Source organism: Methylomonas methanica, from assembly GCF_001644035.1.
GTDB classification, from domain to species: Bacteria; Pseudomonadota; Gammaproteobacteria; order Methylococcales; family Methylomonadaceae; genus Methylomonas; species Methylomonas methanica_A.
The window spans coordinates 1-2,810 of record NZ_LUUG01000025.1 but is presented as its reverse complement, the minus strand read 5'-3'; the positions used below and the strand labels follow the sequence as shown (position 1 = coordinate 2,810).

Sequence of the window (2,810 nt, the reverse complement as noted above, 5' to 3'; positions counted from 1 at the left end):
TAACGGAGATTTCCGATGTTGAATTCCTTTTACGGCACCAAAACCCAAAACCCAAAACCCACTCGATAACGACCAATTACGCCGCTTGGCCCCTTCGGTGTTCGCCGAGCACAAACACGCATCCCGCGCTGATAGCTATAAGTTCATCCCGACTATCGACATCGTTGACGCTTTACGCAATGAGGGCTTTTTGCCTGTGTTCGCGACTGAGAGCCGCGTTCGCGATGTAACAAAAAAAGGTTTCGCTAAACACTTGTTGCGTTTCCGTCAGCATGACGGTTTTTCAACCGTGGGTGAGGTCAAGCCGGAAATCGTGTTAGTCAATTCGCACGATGGCACAAGCTCTTATCAGTTGAGCGCTGGCCTTTACAGACTGGTTTGCAGTAATGGAATGATCGTAAGCGATGGGGAGATAGAGCAAATCCGCGTCCGCCATAGCGGCGATGTAGTTAACAATGTGATCGAGGGTACTTATCAGGTACTCAACCAAACCCCTAAAGCGCTTGAGTGCATGGATGCAATGCAAGCGATTGTATTAAGCCCAGCAGAACGCCGTATTTTTGCGGAGGCCGCGAAAGAACTTCGCTGGGATGCTGACGAGGTTGTTGTTGACAATGACGCGTTGTTATTGCCACGCCGTACCGGCGACCGTGCCGGCGATTTGTTCACTACGTTTAACGTGTTGCAAGAAAAAGTCATTCGCGGCGGCGTCAATGTGATGAATAAAGAAACTCGCCGCTCACACCGCGCCCGTGAGGTGAAAGGCGTATCCGAAAACGTCAAACTGAATAAGGCGCTTTGGACACTGGCCGAAGAAATGCGCAAATTGAAATCCGCTTAGTGAGCACTGGCCGCAAGGATGCGGCCCTTTTTATAGGGGTTGATTATGTGTGATTTGTTGCCAATTGGAACGCCGGTTATTTTCACGAACGACTATGGCGTGGTGTTTGACCGTGATTATGTTATCAGCGGCTATCTTGAGGAAGACCACGATTTGTATAAATGGGGGTATCGCTATTACACGAACTGTAGCGAAGCCCCTTGGATGCCTAAAAAACCGTCTCATTTGACTATTCGAAATCCAGGGCCAAGCCCGAAGCAAACCATTAAGGAAGCGGCTTTGATGATGTTGGCTGATGAGGTGGTTATGCGGCGCGGTGAGTTGGTGGCCGCGCTTGAGTCTCACATGACCGCCACCGAGCAAGGGAAGCATTTTTTTGATGTTCGCGAGGCGATTAACGAGCTTGTGGCTTGTGGTTTGGTTACGCGTCAGGTGGTAACGGATGGTTTGCGTGAGCAGCAGCTTTTAATAGGCACCGGGATTTATAGGTTGCCATAAATGCCGATCCGCCGCCGCGCTATCGCTCGGCGGCGGGCTGTCGCTACCGTTGTCTTATTGGGTTTGTTTGGGGGTGTTGATGTTCGAAACGCGCGATTTTCAGGGGTACTTTCAGGATCGTGAAGTAGTGGGGGATAAGGTTTATCCGTGGCGGTTTAGGGTGACCGGGTTTGGCTTCGATGATGTTAGTTGCGATGTGCTGAAAACGGATGGCAGTATCGAGCGGGTTCCGATTACGGTAGAGAATTGCATTTTGATCGATGGTCAATACTACGATCATCGCTATTGGGATCATTGAGTTTTATTTTTTTTCGCCGTCGCGCTATCGCACGACGGCGGTCCTGGCGAGGGTGCGGCGATGGTATTTGAACGGGTGGCGGTTGTCGGTTGGATTGGTTCGGTGCTTGGGCTTGCTGGTAGCTTTTTGCTTGCCCTGAACACGTCTTATTCGGGGTATGGGTTTGTGGCGTTTTTGGCGTCGAATTGCGCGTGGTTGTATCACGGGACCAAAACGCAGACCTGGGCGCTGGTGGTGATGCAGTTGGGCTTTACTGTGACCAGTTTTTTAGGGCTGCGGAATTGGTTTTTTTAGGCTAACGAGATTTGTCCACATCGATTCGCGGGGAGGCTTTCCAATCTGCCTCCGAAAGAGCGAATCGTTGTGGGCAAATCGACCTTTCCGGTATTTGGGAGCTTTGTTTATGAAACCTTTGAAATCTAACTCGCCGTGGCTAAATGTTCAGCCACAACGGGCACCGGGCTTTTTGCCTTGGGATAATTACGATAACGCTAGTCATCGTCGTGCGATAACTAGCCAACCGTATCAGGCCGGCGATGTTATCCAGTGGAAGGGCTTGGATCGCGGCGGCAAGCCGGTACTGTGTACCGGCTTGCTGGTAGACGTTGGCGCAGAATATTTTGAAAGGCGTGGGCATTATTGCGCGGTCTTTTTTGTCCGACCACAGCGTAAAGATGGCGGCTTTGCTCTGGCTTATTTGCGAGTGTGGCCGGGCGATATTGAACGAGGCGAGTCCTTGGATGGCCTGCTTGTTCCAATAAAACCCTCAACGGATGCTCTTGGGTGCAAGGTTGTGCAATTACGCAACTGAGAAGAATGACGAATTGAAGCGCTATTTGAATAGCTCTGTCTTTCGCTTTTTGAACTCTGCGGGTGATATTTCGCCTGAGTCCCTTTGGGATTTCAATTCCTCCCATTTAGCTTTTCTTTCTTGCTTTGCTATCCCTTCTCCCTCCCAAGGCGCATAGCCACAGGCCATAGCTCCAGTAATAGCTTCTTGGCTAAATCCACGATCCCTCATTTCATGCAGAAAGTCCCAATCGCCCATTTTGTTCTCCTAATCTGTTCAAACGAATAGTGATTATCTGCCGTATCGATAATTCAAATCTGTGTGCAGGTTTGCATTTTTTTGGGGCATTTTTCGCTATTCGCGAAAAAACGGGATGCCCACTC

6 protein-coding genes are annotated in these 2,810 nt (G+C 50.1%); 5 read left to right on the top strand and 1 reads right to left on the bottom strand.

Annotation, left to right across the window (positions count from 1 at the left end):
• The first annotated feature begins 85 nt into the window (after positions 1–85).
• From A1332_RS01285 to A1332_RS01265, 5 genes are all read left to right on the top strand, one after another.
• Positions 86–841 carry a DUF932 domain-containing protein gene (locus A1332_RS01285; protein ID WP_197491366.1) on the top strand — a complete coding sequence of 252 codons (756 nt, stop codon included), beginning with the start codon at positions 86–88 and terminating at the stop codon, positions 839–841.
• Positions 842–886: 45 nt separating this feature from the next.
• Positions 887–1,339: a hypothetical protein gene (locus A1332_RS01280; protein WP_064006776.1), complete on the top strand. Its 453-nt coding sequence runs from the start codon at positions 887–889 to the stop codon at positions 1,337–1,339.
• A 79-nt stretch (positions 1,340–1,418) separates the two neighbouring features.
• Positions 1,419–1,637 (top strand): hypothetical protein, encoded by a 219-nt coding sequence (locus A1332_RS01275; RefSeq protein ID WP_064006775.1) that lies wholly within the window; start codon positions 1,419–1,421, stop codon positions 1,635–1,637.
• Positions 1,638–1,697: 60 nt separating this feature from the next.
• Positions 1,698–1,931 (top strand): hypothetical protein, encoded by a 234-nt coding sequence (locus A1332_RS01270; RefSeq protein ID WP_064006774.1) that lies wholly within the window; start codon positions 1,698–1,700, stop codon positions 1,929–1,931.
• Positions 1,932–2,040: 109 nt separating this feature from the next.
• On the top strand, positions 2,041–2,448 hold the full coding sequence (locus tag A1332_RS01265; RefSeq protein ID WP_064006773.1) for a hypothetical protein: 408 nt from the start codon (positions 2,041–2,043) through the stop codon (positions 2,446–2,448).
• A gap of 21 nt (positions 2,449–2,469) precedes the next feature.
• Here the strand turns inward: A1332_RS01265 and A1332_RS01260 are convergent, their stop codons facing one another.
• A complete protein-coding gene (locus A1332_RS01260; protein WP_064006772.1) occupies positions 2,470–2,685 on the bottom strand; it encodes an SHOCT domain-containing protein in 216 nt (71 codons plus the stop codon).
• Between the last annotated feature and the right edge of the window lie 125 nt (positions 2,686–2,810).

Bases quoted from the DNA above. Each gene is read 5' to 3' on its own strand.
- A1332_RS01280 (WP_064006776.1), top strand. From the start codon at position 887: ATGTGTGATTTGTTGCCAATTGGAACGCCGGTTATTTTCACGAACGAC.
- A1332_RS01275 (WP_064006775.1), top strand. From the start codon at position 1,419: ATGTTCGAAACGCGCGATTTTCAGGGGTACTTTCAGGATCGTGAAGTA.
- A1332_RS01270 (WP_064006774.1), top strand. From the start codon at position 1,698: ATGGTATTTGAACGGGTGGCGGTTGTCGGTTGGATTGGTTCGGTGCTT.
- A1332_RS01265 (WP_064006773.1), top strand. From the start codon at position 2,041: ATGAAACCTTTGAAATCTAACTCGCCGTGGCTAAATGTTCAGCCACAA.
- A1332_RS01260 (WP_064006772.1), bottom strand. From the start codon at position 2,685: ATGGGCGATTGGGACTTTCTGCATGAAATGAGGGATCGTGGATTTAGC.